Below are 17,407 nucleotides of genomic sequence, written 5' to 3'. Positions count from 1 at the left end.
CGCTATAACAGGAGCTTCGCTTTGAACGTTCGCTCGGAGGAAGCCGCAGAAGCGGCTACAGACTTTTCTCCACGGCAATAGTAAGAATTATGCTGTTTTTTTCTGCTCAATAACTCGGCGCAAAACACCGTTAATAAATCGGTGACCATCGTCTCCACTGTAGCGCTTGGCTAACTCTACGGCTTCGTTGATGGCAATGCTGTCTGGAACTCCCAAAAACTTCATTTCTGCCACAGCGATTTGCAGGATATCGCGGTCAATTTGGGCGAGGCGAGTTACTTGCCAATCTACTAAGGCAGTAGAAATGAGTTCATCTATGATGTGTCGATTTTCGTTGACGGTAATCACAAGCTCTTTAGCGTAATTACGAACTCCCTTATCCTGATTCGCTAGCTGAATCAATACTGGGAAATCCATTGCTGTACCCAACTGATTGATTGCTGTCTGGGTACAGGCGATCGCTTCTTGGAGCATTGTTCGAGCAGAATTGAGGTCAGAGGCTCGAGTTTGGCTACTTAAAAGGCGGTCATTACTGCGTTGCAGTTCACCTGCGGCATTATCGAGGGTATCTTGCACTTCTGAAGTCAGAGTGCGTACTGCTCCTAGCACCAACTTAGATACTAGTTGATCATCTTCCAATTTATCTAATTTTTTGGGGTTTACTGGCAATTGGCTAAGGCTTAAAAGCGCCAATTCACGAGCAATTTGCTGGGGTTTACGAGGTTGCATAAAACTGAGGGGTGATTGTGCAAGAACTGATTAACTAGGCAGGACAAACTTATAATTCTATCAATTTTGGCACAGTCAAACAACAACATTACGCATTTGCTTGTGACTTTGCCAGATTGATTTTAAGTTTCTTCAACGGGAATAACCTGCTGCTTGATTTCGTCGTGTTTTATTTCTAGTGTGGACTCTTTGGGGAAAAGTAAGGGCGTATTGGGGGCGACAATCCCACCTGATACAACTATTTTAAAAGCGTCTTCAATTGATATGGAGAGGTTTACCACCTCGTCTTCAGGAACGACTGCGTACCATCCAGTAGTCGGATTCGGGGTGGTGGGTATAAAAACACTTAGCACGGGGCGAGACATTTGGGCTTGGATATCACTGCTGATTACACCAGTGACAAAAGCGATCGCCCAAATGCCTCGACGGGGATACTCTACCAAAATTACCCGACGAAACTTGCCATTAGAATCTTTTAATATTGTTTCTAAAAGCTGTTTTAGCGTTTTGTATACCTGTCCTGCTAAAGGAATTGCCTGTAAAAATCGCTCACCAAAATCTAACAACCACCTACCAGCAATATTCCGAGCCATCAAGCCCATCAATAAGATGCTTAGTAGTGGTACAGCTAAACCTACCAATAGATTCAGTAGATTTACCAAGAATGGATTTAACCCATCAAAGGGATTTAGTTGTTTGGGGATTTGGGTGAGGAAGTTGATTACCCAAGTAGCAATGGTAATCGTTAGCCAAATAGTGGTTGCAAGGGGAATTACTACCAACAAACCAGCGATCAGGTCGTTTTTTAAGTCCTGTTTTAGGCGATCGATTACCAAGCCCCGATTCTCCTGTTTTAAGCTAGAGGAACTTTTGTTATTGGTATTCATACCAGCAGATTCGTCAAATTCCGAAGACTTTAACTTTAGGCAGTTTCTACCGCAAGTAACTGTCCAAAACGCTAGCAGCTTGGCTGCCGCCGCAAAAACACGTACTTGTTGCTGGAAATCAGCTATTTTCCTACAAGCATACACATAGACATTAACCAATCCAATGCCGACTGGTTATTCTCAAAGGATGTTACTTTTCTTTGTAAGACTTGTAAATCATTGTTGCAAGTCTCTTGGGTATTACTAATCTACCGCGCTCAATCAAAAGCTGCTCGTGATTGTAAAAGTCAGAGCCGATAAAGAGAAGAATTATTTTATTTGGTCAGTCACTGACATTTGAGCAGGTGCGGCTTTTATGAAATGCTCTGTTAAAAATATTAATTTATTATGGTGTTTAACGTGGAAAACGCGATAGGGACGCGTAGCTAACTGTGCGTCCCTACTTCTGAATTCTGATTTTGCGATCGCGTACCCTCCAATCGCTGCTTGTTGATTTTACTGGGATTCCTTCTAATCTCCAATCTCTTTCACGCCACATCAGCCTGTGTTGTTTCAGAATCAGCACACTGCACCTGTTGTGTACTCTCTTGTGCCAGAATTGCCGTTGTGTCTAAATTAGGTTTTGGTAGATACTTCATTTCCCAGACTTTGAGCAAAATCAGGTATTCGTAGAATGCCTGCAATGTACACCAAGCAAGTCCGGCGCGTCCATCTAAACACCCGCCTAAGATAAAATACATATATATAAACCGTAGCAATGGTCTGGCGGGTAAACGCAAAGACAAATCTTTCAAGGCGCGGCGTTTTTCGACTTCCGATTTGCCAAAGAATAAATCTCGCCAGTTAACTTTTCCTTGTTCTAGCTGATACAGCGTTTCTTGAGCTTCATCTGTAGAATAACGGTTATGCTTGTCAATCCAACGGTTCAAACCTTTGCTACAAGTGTAGTGTGGGTATGTTTCTTTTAAAAAGCTAGTTGCACCCTCACAAACTTCCCGCTCAGTATGACCGTAGTCTGTAAACCAGACTTTACCGTGGCAAAAGAGGCGCATTTGGTAACGGGGATACTGTGTGCTGTAGCGAATCCAATGATTCATGAACATGACACGTTCAGCCACGTAGTAACCGATGTAATCTGGATTCTGACTTACCTTTTCGCATTCCGCGAATAGTTCTGGTGTCATGCGCTCGTCAGCTTCAAGAATATAAACCCATTCGTGCTTTGGAGGGATAGACTCTAACATCCAGGTGCGTTGGCGTCCGTGGCTTTCAAAAGCGTGTTGGACGACGCGGATGGGATAGCGACTAGCGATTTCTACAGTGCGATCGCTACTGCATGAATCCACAACAATTATGTCATCCGATAGCATCGCCGATTCGATACAAGCAGCAATATCTAGTTCTTCGTTATATGTCAGTATGTAAATTGAGAACATTACCCAAGTTTTATAGTTAAAAGTTAAAAGTTAGGAGTTAGGAGTTAGAAGTTAGAAGTTATTCTTCTTTACTTCCCACTCCTAAAAGGATTAGCGTGTAGTAGCTCTAGGTTTACCACCTTGTACAGCACCCCTGCCTTTTAAGCCTGTCCAGCCGATGATAATGTAACCAATAGACAACAGCAAACTGCTAATCCCAATCCGCAGTCCAGACTTCCAAGCATTATCTCTAGCTTGTTGCTGTGCTTCGTCTCTGCGCTGGCGAACTTGGCTTAGTTGTTGACTTTGCAGCGTCTTAATATCTGTTTGTTGTTCGATAGCTGTGTTAAGTGCTTGGGGATCTGTTTTAGCCTTCCTCAACAAATCTTTGATATTTGCAGGAATTTGAGGACTTTCAAGTGCTTGCTTATATCTTTGGTCATCCTTAAGGATTTCACTAAACTGAGCTTTAGTTTGGTTTCGCAGTTGCTCTAGTTGAGCTTTTCCTTGCTCAGTATTCAATTGTGCTTGCAATTGTGATAACCGAGCGTTCAGTTGATTTTCTGCCTGATCTGCTTCTTGGGTGATTCGATTGAGTGTTTGAGTCTTAGCTTGATTGACGTTATTGAGGTGTAGGGGAAAAATCAGCAAAAACATCAACCCTAAAATACTTGAGAGGATCACAGCAGGAAATCTTAAATCGATACCTTGAGGGCGATCACCTCCTGCATCAGTACTATCAATCCAATAGGCAGCAAATAGAAGTCCCAAACCTACTAAAGGAACAATTCCCCGATCAACTACCGCTGTTGCCAAGTTGATTTGCCATACCCGATCAGTTGGTTGAAAGGGTAACAATAGAATAAAAAAGTCAACGAAAAAGGACAAAATGCAGATTATTCCAACTACTTTAAGTGTAAGGGCAGTAGTCATGGAAGGAAAACGGTTAACCATAATTTTTCAAACTGGCGGTGAATACGAGTGATTTTCATATTTCAAGCTACTTGAATATTGTGCCCATGATGGTAACTTTTGTGTAGAAACACAAAGCAGATTCAATACTGTTAAAGGCTATCTGCCTCTTGGTTTTCAACTAGGCCACAGTAGCATTTGTTATGTAGAGTGTCTTCAGGAAATTCCTGGTATTTGAAGATACGAAGCTAATGCGGGGTAGTAAAAAAAGACTGATTAATTACCCGATCTCCCTTATTGCAGTTTTCAGTCGGTTGTAATACGGGCCTTTTGTCGGGTCATACAATTAGCTGTGCGCCTGTAGCGTATTTTGCATCCATACAAAAATTGCTATATCTTCCTTATCTCCTCATTTTTCTATCTCCCCTGCAAGGGCTTGTTCCCAAATCGGCAGATCCTCCGGTCGGTCAACATCGGCAAGAGGCAACAAGTTTATATGTGATAAATTCAGTTTCTGGGCAATATCCACGGTTTTCTGGAATACTTGAGCAGTTCCCCACTCGATGTTAACGAATAACTCCGGGATGGGTTGGCGCAAACCAATTAAGTAATATCCACCATCGATCGCAGGGCCAAGTACCAGATCAGAGGTGTGTAACTTTTCAAAGGCTGTAGCTAGAATCTGGGCATTGACTCCAGGACAATCTGTACCGATGATAATTACATTTTCTGCACCAGATTGAAAGGCATCGAAAAGCGATCGCGCCATCCGCGAGCCTAGATTCCCTTCACCTTGAAACTGGTAAACTAAATCCAACCCTAACCAGTTTTGCATAAGTTGCAAATCGCCACCTGCAAACCGCACTTCCACAGATATGGCAATGACTTTTTGCAATTCTTGAACCTGAAATATTGTATGTTCAGTCATTTCCCGTTGAAGGTTGGCAGCACCAACAGTTCCCAAAGCAGGAATAAGTCGGGTTTTAGTCTTCCCTGGTTCTGGATAGCGAGTAAAAATAATCAGGTGCTGTTTTCGATTTGCTGGTAAGTTCAGCACGCAATACCTTATTTGAGTGAACTAAAAATATCTTAATAGCAATACTTGCCGTCATCGGTTGTAGTATTTTCCTTTGCAGTTCGCATTGTTCCTAAAATCGTTGAAATAATAACACAACGCTTAACTTTACCACCAGACCTACTTGATAACGTTATCCGTCCTAGATTTTGAGCATTACCTTTGTAGTCAAATAGAACTTTGCGTATGTCATTTGACAGTTGCAAAGTAGTCTCAGAATCTAAGCGCACACTGGAATCTAGGTTGTTCCAATTAGCAGCAGATGGGTTTACTGTAGCAGCATGAATCGCCCATTGAACAATGCCGTTTTGCTCACGAATGCTGACTTGCCAAGTCAGCTTTTCTTTAGTGGCTTGGCTTCGAGCTTGCTGCATAGCAAGGTGAATTTCGTTTTGGGCAGTGTTGAGACGGCGAGTCTGCACAAAAGCTAGCCAGTTGGGTATTGCCAGTGTAGCTAAAATACCAATTAATGAAATAACTGCTAAAGTTTCTAATAGTGTAAAACCACTACTAGAGTGCTTATTCAAAAGATTTTTTGCATTAATTCGAGACGGTAAATGCACCCTGGTATCCATTTTGGTCTTCTGGTTGCTTTTCAACTACCTAGCCGTTGAACAGTGTTTCAATTTTTTGCCTTCTTAGGTTAGTAATACTGTCTAGCAAGGTAGGCAGGATAAGGATTATGACAATTTTAAGTAACAGTTTTAAGGTGAAATTTATATTCTGAAGTCTTGAGGGGTCATGAAGGAAATACTTCCATAAAAATATGGCAGATGTTAAACCTTTTTGTCTATTCAACGGCTTTTGTAGAGCTTTGCAGACCAAGTATTTGTACAAATTTGCCAAACTTACATTCCAACTATGCTTTAGTGCGGAAGGTCTTTCCTTGTAAGCTTTTTCAAGCACTTGCAAGCAAGATTTTTCCTGCCTGGCAAGATTGCAAGAAACTGAATTAGTACTTATGCGATATAAGATTTGTACAGATGGTACACATATAAAATCAAACTTAGAGGCTAATCGCAGCCACATATCCCAATCCTGAGCCGCACTAAGAGATTCGTCAAAGCCATTTAATGTAATTAAAGATTTTCTACAAATTAAAGGATTGGAACCATTCTCTAAAAAGTTATTTAGTAATAAATTTTCATAAACATTTCCATTTACATTAACCCGCTTGCCTGAAAGTATAAATTCACCATTTGTATTAATATAATCAGTCCAACTGTAAGCAACTTTTGCAGTAACGTTTTCTTGCAAAGCCTTTAACTGAGACTGAAGTTTATCAGGTGTCCAAAGATCATCTGCATCTAAGAAACTAACAAATTCTCCAACTGCACGCTGTAGCCCTCGGTTACGGCTGACGTTACCGCCAGCATTAGAATAGGAAAATACCTTTATTCGTGGGTCTTTGATTTGTGTAACAATTTCTAATGTTGAGTCTTGTGAACCATCATTAATTACAATTAATTCTAGATCAGTAAAAGTTTGATTTAGAACAGATTGAATTGTGTGGGCAATAGTCTTTTCACTATTATAGGCAGGGATAATTACAGAAATTTTTGGTAACTTTTCGCTAATTGTAATCATATTTATAGAGCCATTTTATTTTTTAGTACTCTACGTAAATTACATTTTAAGTAGTAAATAGGACTCATCATACTAGCCAAATAAAACTCCATCTCAAAAAGTGCGATTAGATTACTTTTCAATTCCCCTCTATACTGAATAAGGTGCTGTAATACTCGCCGTAAATTACCTAAAATAGTTTTTATAAAGACTATTGGTTTTTGCCAATTTTTAGTATTTATCAAGCGTAACTGGAAAATACACAAACCACAGCCCCGTGCCAGAGTTAGTAAGTAATCTCTTTCAAGCCGCCAATGTGGTATTTGATGATAAGTGTGCATGGTAGGGTTATACCAAATTTGCCAACCTCCATAATGTATGTAAAGTAATGGTTCATAGTCATCACCCTGCACCAAAATACCAGGTAACTTCCCGCTTAAAGTAGGTCGTTGTGGTACATTTTCGCGCCATACTTTTTTTCTGACAACAAGCGCCGCACCAGGAGGAAGTCTTAAATTCTCTGCATCAAATAAATGTGGATTCGGCCCATGTTCTCTGATAGCTAAAAAAGCTTGAATTCTTTCAAACTTTTCTGGCGGTTTTACTTCAAAATCACCATGAATCTGTCCACTCCAAGCACCTGCTTGAGAATGCTCCAATCCAAATGTATATGCTTCGGCTAACCAATCAGGAGCAGGTAAGTTATCATCATCTAAAAATGCTATTAGCTCACCTTTGGCTTCACGTACTGCCCGCAACCGTGCAAAAGCGGCTCCCTGTTCCGTTTCTAAAAAATATCTTAAATGACACTTTCCATCATATATTTTTTGGTAATTCTGAATTATTTCCAATGTATTATCAGAACTATTATTATCTACAATAATAATTTCCCAGCTAAATTTTTCTACACCTGTCTGGGTCAATAGCTTATCTAAAAGTTTTGGTAAACGGGTTGCTCCGTTATATGCAGGAATGGCTACGCTAATATCTAAACTTTCAACTGCTAATTCGGTCATAATAACTAACTTTTTGATAATTTATTTTTTAAAGTATCCATTTTTCCAAAGATAAAAAGGACTAATTAAACTACTTAAAAACAGTTCCATTTCGCAAGCAGCTACCAAATCATCTTTTAGCTTAGTTCGATATTTGAGTAGGTGTAAAACTATTTTACGTATGTCATTGACCATATAAGATAAAAGAGCAAATGGTCTATATACCTGTTTTATGTTAATCATTCTAGTTACATAACGGCTAAGTCCAATGCCTCTGAAAAACGGAATTAAATAATCTTTTTGTAACCGAGAATTTGGTATTTTATGAAAAATTTCCATTTCGGGGTTATACCAAATTTCCCATCCTGCTCTTTGGATGTAAGCCAACATTTCTAAGTCTTCACTGGTAAGCATATTGCCTTTAACTCTACCAGTTAAAATAGACTTTTCTGGTACGCTTTCTAACCAAGCTTGTCTACGGACAACAAGTCCGGCTGAGGGTGGTAGCAATTTTTTGGCTGCTTCATATAATAATGGCAAATTACCCCGCTCTGTAATTGCCAAGAATGGAGCAATTCGCTGAAAGTTTTCTGGTGGTTCTACTTCCCAGTCAGGGTGAATTTGGCTACCATAAGCTCCTGCTTTGGCATACTTTTCACCAAAGGTATAAGCTGCGGATACCCAATTAGATACTGGGTAGTTGTCATCATCTAGAAAACCGATGAATTTACCTTTAGCTTCTGCAACTGCCTTTTTTCGGGCATAAGCTGCTCCCTGTTGCCCTTCAAAGCAATATTTTAAAGGGTAAGGACACTGCCAATTTTTTTGGTAGGTTTGAATAACTTTAGCTGTGTTATCAGTGCTGTTATTGTCTACAACTATAATTTCCCAAGATAAATTTTCGGTGTAAAGTTGGTTTTGTAGGCGCTCCAGTAGTTCAGGCAAACGACTTTCACCGTTGTAAGTTGGGATAGCTACAGTAAAGTCAAGGTTTTCACTCATTTGACTAAAGTTACATTTTGATTAAGAGTCTTTTTATTTTATATGTTGAACCAATGGCTAATTTATCAGTAGCTCTTAAATAAACTTATCAAACATTAAAACTGCACATGATGTTTTAATTTTGCTATTAACGTGCAGTTTTATATACAGTCTTATTACGTATTTTTTGATTGAATTTGTTACTTAAGCTACTTAATTGCATTCATCGTCTTTTGCTGTGAGCATTGAGCCTAAAAGAGTTTTCACAATCACGCATCGTTTTACGCTACTAGCCAATGTAGAATTTGTAGAGCTTGGTACAGCTACCACTATTTTTAACCCAGGTGGTTCTGTCGAAGGGGCTGTAGCTGTTCCAAAGTTTGCATTGGGTAAAATACCCATATAGTCAAAGGTAATTTTTGTTGATGCACTTAAAGTGTAAGATACAGATGAACCAGCAGTGTTTTGGCTAGTGAGATTCGCACCTAGCAGAAATTTATCAGAATCGGCTCCCACATCTGCCCCTAAAGGTTTCCAATTACTGATCCCAATATCGGTACGATAAATAGCAACCTCTACATTTTGAGTTGTGCTATTTTTCTGAAAGCTGACACTGTAGCTAAGTTTTGTCTTTTTAGCTTCGCGCTGTGCTTCTTGCAGTGCAGCTAAAACGGCATCATTCGCCTTATTTACTCGCTGTCGATTCACAAAGGCAAGCCAACCAGGAGCTGCGATCGCAGATAGAATTCCTATCATCACCATTACTACAATTAATTCTAGCAAGCTAAAACCAGCATCCTGTTGGGTGTATCCAGAGGCGTAGTGTAGGTTATTAACTAAACATGGCTGCTTGCTTTTTGCATTCCTGTGGATTAGTTGCAATAATCTCAAACTTAACTTTCCCATAATTAGCTGCCATTGATTAATGCTTTGAATTCCAGCATTTACTTGGTAAATAAGTATCCGCGTCCCTGTACTCGTATGCTTGCAGTCGGAAAATAAGTTTTTTTGCTATCAGCGTATTTTATTCTATTTGAGTCGTTTTCCATACGAGCAAGTGCGTTGCCTCGTATAAACACTTGTGCTGTTGTGTTAACTCGATCAACACAGGCATAAAAACCAGTCATTTTATATGTATCACGAGTATTGAAAGAGGTTGGTACGCTGGTAGGAGAGCAGTTAGCCGATGGCGTTTCTGGTACGTCGTCAGTTTTGGTTTGATCAATAAAGTCAACAAGTACTGTGGTATCAGCAGTGTAACTTGCTGTAGCTTTTGTCCAACTATTCATCTTTTGTGTTATCGTGCCTATTCCATCAAGCTTAAATAAAGCAAAACCTGGACTAGGACAATGACCGATTAGATATTTGCCACAAGTTTGTGTATTGCTGGAATCTGGTACACCGTCTCTAATTTGCCATCGGGCAATACGAGCAGCATTAGACCAAGTAGTACTAGTGTCTTTAGTTAAATAGTAGGCAACTAATGAGTAAACAAAAGTATCATCTTGTTGAGTACCAACTGTAATTGCTTGACTAACTAATTCTCGTTTCCAAAAGACAAGAATAGGAACTCTATCTGTTGCAGTTGGGTTAGGTAGTTGATTCCCAGTTGTACCTGCATTTGGGCAAGTAATTGTATCAGCAGTACCGGTTAGACAACCAATTCCAGTAGCATCATAAATATAGATTGCCTGCTGTAAATCACGGGCAATATAATCCAGCGCAGCTTGAATTTCTTGCTCAGAATTTGCCTTGGCTTGCTCCTGTCGATCTGTGTTCAGAATACTGATCATGAAGCCAAGTAACGGTGTGATGATGAGGAATGCCAGGATCATGGCTACCAACAATTCAATTAGCGTAAAACCATCAACTTGCTGGATGCCTTTGGAGCGCTTCAACTGGTTACTGAGCAGAAATTTTAGTGTCCTTATCATACCCCGGTATTCTCTTTGCTAATAGATGCACAGTGATCGCATAATGGACATCTCCAGAAATTATGCGTTGCCCGAAATCCTTATCCTTGGTAGGCAGAATTCATGAATTCTGCCTAGGTACTTTTTACCAGATGTCTAATGTGAATTTGCCCAGTTTTTTATTGGCAAGTTTGATTTGTCGCAATGCCCAGCCGCCTGCATAAAGCCTGAAATGAAGTCGTACTGTTGGCAATGTCAGTTGTCATTTCAATTAATGGTGCTTTGCGGTTACCTAATCCACCAGTAAAAGGTGTTTGTGTGTTTTTAGTATCAAGAGTGCTGGCTATTAAGGGAAAGTCAGCATCTGCTCGATAAACCCTAATTCCCAGACGATAGCCATCGTTCACCCCAGCACTTTGAACAACAATTCGACTAGCCTGGATATAAAATGAATTGCCAGTATTGCTACTACAGTCTGGATTAGAAATGCTACCGTTCTTAAAGCAATATAAAGTAGTTGCATCTGTAGGAACGAGCATATTTGTAGTATTAATTAAATAGTCACTTGGGCTACCTGTTACAGGTGGTGTACCTGCTACATCTGAAACGCGTCTGGGCGCAGCTAATGTAGCAGCAGCAAGTGTAATGACTGTACTTGGCGGTGTAATAGCTCCAGTTCTGATGCCATCAATGAATGTTTTTGCCGCTTGAGTTGCTAGTTCCACCCGTCGAGACTGAACTCGCGTTGCTGTTGCCAGGACTATTACTGGTGCGATCGCTGTTAGTAAAATAGCAACTACGAGTAGTGCTACCAACGACTCAATAATAGTGAAACCAGAATCATCATAAAGGTGGCTTTTTTGCTGTTGTTTGCGCTTAATCATTTCTTATCACCAGCTTCTAAAATTTTATGATTGGCAGCTAGCAGGACGCTGATTTGCACCAATTGCATAATTACTGCTAGCATCGGTTTTTTTAGCACATAACAAAGTTGCCACCCATGTATCATCTCGACCAACTTCTCGGAAGTACTCATCTGGCAGATCATCTGGAATGCTCACTAATTTTTGGGCAAATAAGTCAGGTGACTGAGATAGTAGCGCTACATCATAACCCCACTGCCTAGTTGGAGCTAGATAGAAAGGAGTTCTATTGTCGTTGCCTGTAATTCTATATCTATAATCATCGGATTGAGTTGATAACGATGTGCTAAATGGTGCAGTGGCATAGGCACTCCGTTTGACCTGGATGAAAGAACCGCTAATCCTGGCTTTAATAGGATCTGTGTCTGGATTCCAGTTTTCTAAGAAGCGCACAAAGTTGTGTAAACCACCGTTATCTTCGATAGGACGAGCTGGGGTATCTCCGGCCGCTGCAATTAAATTGAAAGTAGTTTCGCTAGCTACTGGCAACCAATTATTGTTATTACCGGGTGCAATATTAGTTGTATCTGAGATGCCAAAGGGTGTATCTAATTGTAAAACTGGTGTAAAGACTTCCTGACCACCAACTATAGATGGCTGTAACCAGGGGATGAGTGTTTGAGGTGTTGCAGTCTTTAGGTTTGTTCCTGCTAGCGATGTTTTTGATCCTAGGGGAAATGCCTGTACATTATTACTTGCATCAACTGCCAAAACATTAGCAGGAATAATTAATTGACCAGTTGTGGTGTTACGTTGCAAAGCCATTCTCGTTCCGTATATGGGATTAAGGCATGAGTCTGGAGTATCGCCGACGTATCCTGTTTTTAATCGACTATTACTGGTGGGGTCTCCATTTTTACCAATAATGTTACCGTCCCATACATTATTTCCACCTCCAGCCCCACAAGCTGTCTTAATTGTCCAGTTAAAAGGGTTGCTACAAGGGTTTGGATTAGTAACTGAAGGCGCTACAGTGCAAACTTCGGTTAAATAATACCCAGATGGTATCTGTCGTACAAGTGGTGTCACAAAGTTATTGAAGTAGGAACTACCCTGAAATCCACTTGTATTTGGATCAAGATCTTTGGGATTGCCATCGCTGTCATAGGAAGCCGTCGCTGTTGGAGCATAGGCATTAAATTCGTACCCTGACGGGCGTGGGTTACTGGCATTAACAATCCCCAAGTTATTATTCAAGTCATAGTCTCCCTCATTACGGAAGCCCAATCTAAAGTTATTAGAAAGTAGGGTAATGGCATCTGCTAAGACAGATGCAGGTCGCCACTTATCGCCAGTCGTACAGTTCAGTAGCCTTAGGTCATTTGGACGACACGCGAAATTTGGATTGCGTTGTTCTTTGGTACGAGTATAAAAATTGCTCCAATTATCTGCCAGTTTGCCAGTAGTATCCGATGGGGTACCGAACTCTTCTTGAGTGTGTTTATTAAAGTCGCCTTTAACGTACACAGGCAAATTAGTAGCCAAAATTAACCCTTTCTCTACATCTCGATAATTAAGTTCGCGCCAGATTTCTTCACCATTGACAAGCATAATGGCATTGGGACGGCGAGTTGGATCAAGCTTATAATCCACTGGACTTTCTAGCTTTTTGGCCTCTGAATCTATCGCTGTTGAGCTCAAATCTGGCAACGCATCATTACGAGTGGCATAGATAATGCCACTATTTGGCAGTAAGTATTCTTGGGCTGGAGTTGTTCCTCCAATCGTGGTTGTGCGAAGCAAGTTGAGATTTAATACAGTCGCGCGAATTTCCAAAGGTTGTCTGTATTTTTTTTCCAGATTGTAATCTGTCCCAGGATTAGCGTCACCGTCAAACCTGAAGGTCTCTAAAGTTGTAGTTATTGTATTATCTTTGTGAATTGCCTTAATCTGTCTTGCGTCTAAAAAGGCAGTTTCCTGAATAGCACCGTGAGGAACAGGGGGAGTACTGGCAACAGTAACAGTACCATCTAAAATTTGTAGGGCGCAAATTTCTGCATTAATAGCAGATTGCTCGGCAATAGTACGATCCGTAGCTAATTTTGCTAAAGCATTTTTGAGTGGTTCATTTACCCAACGTCCATTTTCATACTTTAATTGGGCTTGGTAATTTAGTACATTTTGGTAATCACTCACAGACTTATTAGGAGGTCCATAAACTATACCGTTATTCGAGTTAGCTGCCGATGTGCGTGAATCTGTACGATCATTAGCGCTAATAGGGGATACATCAGCTAAATTAATCGGAGTAGCTTTGTTCCTCGCTGTATTTTTGTTAGTAGGGTCGTAATAGCTACTGACACAAGCTATTGGTGTGGGAGTTAGTGCGTTGTAACTATCTGCTTTGTAGTGATAAACTGCTGTAGCCCGCATCCGCAGGTATGGAGTAAGAACAGCACGTTGGGGCGATGTAAATGTAATATTTGGATTTGAACCATAGCTCGAATAAGGCTGAATTTGTGTTGGACTAGCTGGTGGGTTCACTGGCATCATGTCAGACCAGATATTTAATCCATCAGGATTCGCAGCAACTATGGCAAAATTGCTATCACCAGTAGCACCTGTGGTAGTGTAATCTTTAGGTAAATAAATCCCAGCGCCAGTTATTACTCTTAACCCACCAACAGGGTCTTGTACGCTGGTTGGTACCTTAGCAGCTGCTAGTTCCCAGTCTTTGTCTCTATCGGTAGATCCTAAATCAGCTAATATCTCTACACGAGAGCGGCGAGTGCGAGTTCCATCACCGTCATTCCATGTAATACCACTAATATTTTGGGTATCTTGGGGGTTTGGACCAACAAAATTATTTTTACTGCTGTCCCACCACAGTTGAGGTAAGTTGTTACCAACTACAACCCTGTCACCCAAGGATTGCTCTTTCTCTTCATAAGTTTTTTGTAGTTTAGTTGGCTCAGTTGCGCCAGGTACAAGCTTGCCATTACTTATGCTTAGTGCCAATTTAGTGTAATTAGTACCAGTTTTTCCATCTGTAGGATCAGTGGGATAAATCCAAGCATCTATTGGACGAAGCGTATCGTTGCTACCTTGCAGCGGAGAAGTTGTAGCGTATATACCTAATGCAATTAATTCACTGCTTCCAGAAGGAACTTCCTTATAAGGTACGCGACGGGTGCGCTTTTTAAAGTAAAGCTCTAGATGTTGTCGGCGGAGTCGAGCTTCTTCTGCTGCGGTATAAGTTGTTAAGCCAAGCTTAGTCTTTTCTTGCTGAATACCGTTTGTAACTTCTGTTGGATCAGGATTCGTAATGTTAGCTATTTGGGCGCTAACTAGGCGATTGATACGCTGCACGTAGGCAAGGCTATTATAAGCTATCAAATTCGCTTCATTTGACCCTGGAGTAGTAGATTTTGCAAAATCTACTTCAACAGGATCTGTAGCTTCTCCTTTTCTAAATAAATCCACTTTGGTGACTTTGGATGCATCTCCTGTATCTGTTACTCCACCAGCACCCAAATTTCCACCAACAATAATTTTGGCGTTTTCAGCTTCGTAGTAACAGGATGCTCTACTGCTAACTTGATATAGCTTGATATTATTCGTTGGTGAACCAGTGATGAAGTTACTATTGGTAAAAATTCGTCCATTCAATCTGAAGATGGGGCCTGGACTAAGATCTATGTCATCTTCATAAACAACAGCATTGTTAACCAGCGAAAGTTGCACGCGGTCTTGTTGATACTCTAGGGCAGAGAATCCTTTATTACCTTTGTATTTCTCATAATGAGTAATATCTGTAGGGTCAGTAGTAATAGGAACATTGGCAGTATAAACAAAAAATGCTTTTTTTAACTTATTGCCAATATTAAACCAGCCAGTGCTACCTACCAAGGTGGCGCTTGTGCCTAAAGTATCTCCGCAATCTCCATTAACACCAGCAGCAGTCATTGGTGGAGTTCTTGCCTCTAAGGAATTTCTAGCACGGGTATATGCACCACTTGCTATAGGAGGATTTTTGAAGTAAATCCCATAAAGGGTGTAGCTATCAAATTTGCCGTTGTTGTCAGTATCAACAGGGTATTGCCATGCCGTTTTTAGAAATTTTGTATCATCTGTTTCGGTTCGACTTAGAGCCAGTTTCAATTGAGTTTCATCGCCAAATGTATATTCATTTATATTATTGCTAAAAGTAGAATACAACGCATCATCTGTTGGCGTAGCTCGCGGTAGTCTTCCATCTTGGAATAGCTTATTTAATTTAGCTCTAGCGCGGTCAATTGCTGGGGTTGCAGCATTGAGTGCAGCTTCATTTACTCGAACATTACTAGCATTTTTGGAGCGTTCAAAAGAGCGAAATAAAATTGCAGTTGTTAATAGTACAACAACTAAAGATACCATCGCTACCGTTGGCAAAACAAACCCAGCATTTGCCGTACCACGTCTTCTATTAGTGGTAAAAATAGTTCTTAATAGCCAAATAATTTGCTTTTTTATTTTAGATAAAAGCTGGCTGCTAAGTTTTTTTAAATGAAATATTACTGCCTTGAATAACTTGCGTCTTACAGACATAGAAGCTCCCCTGCCAAGTGTTTGTTTACAGATTTGAAAATGTTGATTTTATAGCTAATTCAGCCTACTATGTAAGTTTTAACTAAAAGTGAGACTTTTTATTGATGTGAAACCTAACCTTGCTTAAATATTGTTAAAAATGCAGTAGCAAATTAACAAATACGATTTATTCAATTTATATCATGGGTTCATTTTGTGGTTAATACCGAAAAATACTGAACTTATCGGAATTATTTAATTTATGCCTGCTTATGAAATAAAATTTATCCTTCTATGGAATACTGATGTCACAGAAACAGAACCTGTATTTCCACAGGCTAATTAAGCTTACTTTGATAGAAAAAAAGTATAATTTAAAATCAACTTTATAGAAATCTATTTCATTCAAAGGTAGCTTTATGAAGATGTTATCAGCATACTAAAGTTATAGTACCCACTTGTTAAAGTAAAAATATCAGTTAGGGGCAAAATAATATGAAAAAATTTAAAACCTTCCTGTAGTGAGGAGGCATCACAGTAATTAGGTTTAATAGTCAATAGCTGAATTACACTGTCGTTCGCACAGACCATCTATTAGATTATTGATTTGACGACAAAGAAGTCGGCTTGAAAAAAATTTCATACGGTACGAAAAATCGCCGTAGGAAACCAGGCTTTAATACAGCAGAAGTTTCAGCATCAATAGGTAGGCACTGAGAGCGGTAGGCTTCAAGTGCCTCTATCTTCTTGCTTTGAACAGAATGAATAGATATACGGTGAGCAGATGCTAATTCATCTAGTTTCAGGTCACGGAAGAGTAAAGATTTCCAGAGAATCCAAATAGGGTACTGGAAAATGTCAACCTCAATTTCAGAGTGTTGAATTGCCGCTAGCAGTAATTCATAAGTTACTTCATGGTCTTTAATCCGGTCTTGGCGGTGAGTCACATAAATCTCCCCAGGCTGGAAGGATTTCAGAAGCCCGGCAAGTTGTTCAATTGTTTGTTGGCGCTTGCTTGCATCTAGATATTGAAGCTGACTATCTGGTTTGTTGAGAAAGTAAATTTGGCTCTTGTCTACACCTAAGATGCTTAAAGCACAAAGCGCTTCCTGCTTACGAATTGGAACTATTTCACCAGATTGAAATTTGGGATGTTTGCCATGACTTGCTGCTCCATCTGTGACAAAAACAATCTGGACTGGCACATTCTGTTCTCGCTTGAGTCTAATCAAACCACCACACCCCAAAACTTCATCATCCTGGTGTGGTGCAATTATCATTGCAGATTTCTGATTAACTTTCATTGGCTTACTACCAATATGCAATAGCCAAAGAAACTGCAACAGACTGAGAATTTCTGGCAATTTATGATTGTATAGTCGCCAAATCTTGTTTTGTACTCGATGAAGGAAATGTTTAACGTTCAGCATTCTCTTCATTCCTTTATTGCATCTCTGAAAATCGGTTTCATTCATCTCTACAATATTGACTCGTGAGTTGTATTT

General features: G+C 40.1%; 14 protein-coding genes. All 14 read right to left on the bottom strand.

Annotated elements, in window-relative coordinates:
• Positions 1–87 precede the first annotated feature (87 nt).
• Positions 88–729, bottom strand: a complete 642-nt coding sequence (nusB, locus tag H6G96_RS28355; RefSeq protein ID WP_190727859.1) for a transcription antitermination factor NusB — start codon at positions 727–729, stop codon at positions 88–90.
• A 122-nt stretch (positions 730–851) separates the two neighbouring features.
• Positions 852–1,616: a DUF502 domain-containing protein gene (locus tag H6G96_RS28350; RefSeq protein WP_190915877.1), complete on the bottom strand. Its 765-nt coding sequence runs from the start codon at positions 1,614–1,616 to the stop codon at positions 852–854.
• Positions 1,617–2,143: 527 nt separating this feature from the next.
• Positions 2,144–3,052, bottom strand: a complete 909-nt coding sequence (locus H6G96_RS28345; RefSeq protein ID WP_190915775.1) for a glycosyltransferase family 2 protein — start codon at positions 3,050–3,052, stop codon at positions 2,144–2,146.
• A gap of 90 nt (positions 3,053–3,142) precedes the next feature.
• Complete coding sequence (locus H6G96_RS28340) at positions 3,143–3,985, bottom strand: HpsJ family protein (protein WP_190915773.1); 843 nt, start codon at positions 3,983–3,985, stop codon at positions 3,143–3,145.
• A gap of 367 nt (positions 3,986–4,352) precedes the next feature.
• A complete protein-coding gene (locus tag H6G96_RS28335) occupies positions 4,353–5,000 on the bottom strand; it encodes a TIGR04282 family arsenosugar biosynthesis glycosyltransferase (RefSeq protein WP_190915771.1) in 648 nt (215 codons plus the stop codon).
• Positions 5,001–5,032: 32 nt separating this feature from the next.
• Entirely contained in the window at positions 5,033–5,593 is a 561-nt protein-coding gene (locus H6G96_RS28330) for a type II secretion system protein (RefSeq protein WP_190915769.1), read from the bottom strand.
• Between the two features lie 28 nt (positions 5,594–5,621).
• On the bottom strand, positions 5,622–6,605 hold the full coding sequence (locus H6G96_RS28325; RefSeq protein WP_190915768.1) for a glycosyltransferase: 984 nt from the start codon (positions 6,603–6,605) through the stop codon (positions 5,622–5,624).
• Between the two features lie 2 nt (positions 6,606–6,607).
• Positions 6,608–7,600 carry a hormogonium polysaccharide biosynthesis glycosyltransferase HpsE gene (hpsE, locus tag H6G96_RS28320; protein WP_190915767.1) on the bottom strand — a complete coding sequence of 331 codons (993 nt, stop codon included), beginning with the start codon at positions 7,598–7,600 and terminating at the stop codon, positions 6,608–6,610.
• 21 nt (positions 7,601–7,621) lie between these two features.
• Positions 7,622–8,581 carry a hormogonium polysaccharide biosynthesis glycosyltransferase HpsE gene (hpsE, locus tag H6G96_RS28315; RefSeq protein ID WP_190915766.1) on the bottom strand — a complete coding sequence of 320 codons (960 nt, stop codon included), beginning with the start codon at positions 8,579–8,581 and terminating at the stop codon, positions 7,622–7,624.
• 192 nt (positions 8,582–8,773) lie between these two features.
• Entirely contained in the window at positions 8,774–9,466 is a 693-nt protein-coding gene (locus H6G96_RS28310) for a prepilin-type N-terminal cleavage/methylation domain-containing protein (RefSeq protein ID WP_190915765.1), read from the bottom strand.
• 38 nt (positions 9,467–9,504) lie between these two features.
• Entirely contained in the window at positions 9,505–10,494 is a 990-nt protein-coding gene (hpsC, locus tag H6G96_RS28305) for a hormogonium polysaccharide secretion pseudopilin HpsC (RefSeq protein WP_190915764.1), read from the bottom strand.
• A gap of 158 nt (positions 10,495–10,652) precedes the next feature.
• Positions 10,653–11,357 (bottom strand): hormogonium polysaccharide secretion pseudopilin HpsB, encoded by a 705-nt coding sequence (gene hpsB / locus H6G96_RS28300; protein WP_190915763.1) that lies wholly within the window; start codon positions 11,355–11,357, stop codon positions 10,653–10,655.
• A gap of 24 nt (positions 11,358–11,381) precedes the next feature.
• On the bottom strand, positions 11,382–15,923 hold the full coding sequence (gene hpsA / locus H6G96_RS28295) for a hormogonium polysaccharide biosynthesis protein HpsA (RefSeq protein WP_190915762.1): 4,542 nt from the start codon (positions 15,921–15,923) through the stop codon (positions 11,382–11,384).
• Between the two features lie 578 nt (positions 15,924–16,501).
• On the bottom strand, positions 16,502–17,332 hold the full coding sequence (locus H6G96_RS28290; protein WP_190915761.1) for a PIG-L family deacetylase: 831 nt from the start codon (positions 17,330–17,332) through the stop codon (positions 16,502–16,504).
• Positions 17,333–17,407 lie beyond the last annotated feature (75 nt).

The organism is Nostoc sp. FACHB-892 (genome assembly GCF_014698795.1).
Classification (GTDB): Bacteria; Cyanobacteriota; Cyanobacteriia; order Cyanobacteriales; family Nostocaceae; genus Nostoc.
This window is presented reverse-complemented; position numbering and strand designations above follow the sequence as displayed.

Coding starts and splice junctions, on each gene's coding strand:
- nusB (WP_190727859.1), bottom strand. CDS start 729: ATGCAACCTCGTAAACCCCAGCAAATTGCTCGTGAATTGGCGCTTTTA.
- H6G96_RS28350 (WP_190915877.1), bottom strand. CDS start 1,616: ATGAATACCAATAACAAAAGTTCCTCTAGCTTAAAACAGGAGAATCGG.
- H6G96_RS28345 (WP_190915775.1), bottom strand. CDS start 3,052: ATGTTCTCAATTTACATACTGACATATAACGAAGAACTAGATATTGCT.
- H6G96_RS28340 (WP_190915773.1), bottom strand. CDS start 3,985: ATGGTTAACCGTTTTCCTTCCATGACTACTGCCCTTACACTTAAAGTA.
- H6G96_RS28330 (WP_190915769.1), bottom strand. CDS start 5,593: ATGGATACCAGGGTGCATTTACCGTCTCGAATTAATGCAAAAAATCTT.
- H6G96_RS28325 (WP_190915768.1), bottom strand. CDS start 6,605: ATGATTACAATTAGCGAAAAGTTACCAAAAATTTCTGTAATTATCCCT.
- hpsE (WP_190915767.1), bottom strand. CDS start 7,600: ATGACCGAATTAGCAGTTGAAAGTTTAGATATTAGCGTAGCCATTCCT.
- hpsE (WP_190915766.1), bottom strand. CDS start 8,581: ATGAGTGAAAACCTTGACTTTACTGTAGCTATCCCAACTTACAACGGT.
- H6G96_RS28310 (WP_190915765.1), bottom strand. CDS start 9,466: ATGGGAAAGTTAAGTTTGAGATTATTGCAACTAATCCACAGGAATGCA.
- hpsC (WP_190915764.1), bottom strand. CDS start 10,494: ATGATAAGGACACTAAAATTTCTGCTCAGTAACCAGTTGAAGCGCTCC.
- hpsB (WP_190915763.1), bottom strand. CDS start 11,357: ATGATTAAGCGCAAACAACAGCAAAAAAGCCACCTTTATGATGATTCT.
- hpsA (WP_190915762.1), bottom strand. CDS start 15,923: ATGTCTGTAAGACGCAAGTTATTCAAGGCAGTAATATTTCATTTAAAA.
- H6G96_RS28290 (WP_190915761.1), bottom strand. CDS start 17,332: ATGCTGAACGTTAAACATTTCCTTCATCGAGTACAAAACAAGATTTGG.